Raw genomic sequence first — 2,654 nt, 5'->3', positions numbered from 1 at the left:
WTMWTTGTTGAATAATTTCAATACTCTGTATATATAATAAATTAATAAGATTATTAAAAAAATTGCCATCATTATTTATCATTTTCATACCCTCTTTTCTTAATTCAGGACATTATTTTTAAAATAATAACTATGTTCTTTTTGCAGTTTTTTATTTAACTTTTCAATATAGAATCCAATTAAATTAATATTGTTTTCTTTCGCCATTTTCATTGTAATCATATTTTTAAAAACTTTTTCACTATATGATTTAGAACCATATCCTTTTAATCATTTGACATTATGCGAAATTTGTGATTCAGTACAAGAACCTGTATATCATTCTTCTTTATAAACCTTAATTCCGTCTTTTCTTTTATTAATATAATTAATAAATTTTTTTATGTCTTCTTTTTTATCTTTCAAAAATGGATATTGTTTAATATTTTTGATTTTTATTAAATTTTTTAAATATTTCATTGCTTCATCAGGGTCACCATCTTTAAATAGTTTATTCATATCTCAATAAATTTCTTTTCTGATTTTTTCATTATCTGTTAAATTTTTCGTAGGTTTTTTTCTTCGATAAGGAAAAATTGTTTTTAATTCTTTCATTAAGTGAAATTCATCTAAAATATAAATTGCACCAATTTTATTAGCAAATTTTTGAATTCATGTCGCTCCATCGCCTGCCAACGTTAATTTACAATTTTCAATATTATAATTTTGATGTAAAAAATTTAAAAATTCTTTTTTATATTTTTTAATAAGATAATATTTATTTTTTACTGATTTCATTACAATAAAAATTTTTTTATCTCTTAAAACATTTTTATTTTTAGTGCTTTTTATTTCATCATATCCGGTATGAAAATACGCTACTCTAAACATATTTTTTTCTATTTTTTTATATTTTGTTAAATTACTAAAAGAATCATCAACTCCAGCATACAAATATGGTGTTTGAACATTGATTTTTTCGGTTTTTGTTTTTGAATGTTCTTTAAATAATTTAGCAAAATCAATTTCTTTATTAATGTTTGTAATTGACATATTAGATATCTTTAAATTCGGAAAAATATCCTTAATATCTCTTTGTCTTTTAGCACTATCCATTTCTTTTCAAATTGATATTTTAACACTTAAAATAATTGTTTGATTATTTTTTAATCCAATTGCTTTATTTAATAAAGTGGTTGTTTTAAATTTATTTACTTTATCATCATAATAACGAAATCTAGAAGCTTTAATTATAATATTGCCAAAGTGAGTTTTTATCATTTTATCTTTTTTTCCTCATAAAATAAAACCATTTTTACCATTACAATTTTGTTCTCTTAATTCTTGATCAAGGTTTTCATATTTTTCTTTCATTTTTTGTTTTCCTATGAAATTAACATCAATATTTACTTCTTCAACAAAGTTTATATCTTTTATCAAACTATTTAAAAACATATATTTTTCTCCTATAAATCATCATTTCATGATAGTAAAATTTTATACTGCTTCAAATAATTTGTCAGCAGTCAGAATCAGATTTTTTATTGAGAGAAAGAGAGAAATTAATTAACCTTTTTATCTTTTTTCTTTTATTTTTTACTAGTTATTTGTTGAATAACTTTATTGTTTTTTTATCATTTAGGCAGAGTTTACCTTAGGCATTGGTTTAGTTAATCACTTGTGAGTACGCTTCTGCCCCATGTAGTACTAATTAAATTAGTTGATTAACCTTACAGATATCCTCCCACTTCGTTTATTTTTTAGTGTTCCAGCTTGACCACTTTGTGAAATCTTACTATTTATAAAAAATAATTATTCTTTTTCAGAATAATTATCGGTTTCTTGTCTTTTGATTAATTCTATTTCAAGGTTTTTGATTTTTTGTAAAAGTAAATTTATCATTGTTTTATTTTGAATAGATTTGTAATTTGTATTTTCATACTCTCTTAATTGCATTTTTAAATTATTAATATTTGTTGTAATTTCTTCTGTTGTTAAATCAGCAAAGTCATTAGTTTCATTTTCTTTCATTTCTTTTTTGTTATTTTTAATATCATAAAAATATTCTTTATTGAAATTTATATATTCAATATCTTTTAATTGAAATGTGTTTGTTTTTTCTAATAAATTTAAATCTTTTCATAGCTTTAAAGTTATTTTCATTGGGTTATAGCGTGATATTTTAACAATTCCTTGTCCTTGTTTTAAATTTGCTAATTCACTAGTTAACATCAGGGGGTGACTTTTTAAATTTTTTGAAATACTAATATTGCTTTTATTTTCATTAATACTAATTTGTTCTATTGTTTTTGTTCCAAATAATTCACTATAATATTTTATTGTTTCTAAATCGTTGGTATGTAAGAAAATATGCATCCCACAGTTATTTAAAATAATTTTTGTTATTGTATCACCATAATTTAATTTTAATTGGTTAATATCTTGTAAAATAAATTGAAAAAATATGTTTCTGCTGCGAGAAATACTAACTCATTTTTCAATGTTGTTTATTTTTGTTAAATTAGCAAATTCATCTAAAATAAAATATACTGGTTTTTCTAGTTTTTGTCTTTAATTTTGTCGAAAACTCTTGATATTTATAAAATATACCTAAAATTAGGTATATTTTTAATATATGGAGGTAAATAATTAATGAAAAAAATAATTACANNKMA

1 protein-coding gene and 1 pseudogene are annotated in these 2,654 nt (G+C 21.0%); both read right to left on the bottom strand.

The features are described 5' to 3' along the window. Positions 1-99: 99 nt before the first annotated feature. Positions 100-1,434 carry an Mbov_0401 family ICE element transposase-like protein gene (locus EHV01_RS04625; RefSeq protein WP_422066421.1) on the bottom strand — a complete coding sequence of 445 codons (1,335 nt, stop codon included), beginning with the start codon at positions 1,432-1,434 and terminating at the stop codon, positions 100-102. A gap of 357 nt (positions 1,435-1,791) precedes the next feature. Then, positions 1,792-2,526: pseudogene (locus EHV01_RS04620) on the bottom strand (type IV secretory system conjugative DNA transfer family protein); the annotation flags it as partial. Between the last annotated feature and the right edge of the window lie 128 nt (positions 2,527-2,654).

Source organism: Spiroplasma sp. hy2, from assembly GCF_044714365.1.
Taxonomy (GTDB): Bacteria; Bacillota_I; Bacilli_A; order Mycoplasmatales; family Mycoplasmataceae; genus Spiroplasma; species Spiroplasma phoeniceum.
The sequence above is the reverse complement of the archived record's forward strand: the minus strand, read 5'-3'. Positions and strand labels throughout refer to the sequence as shown.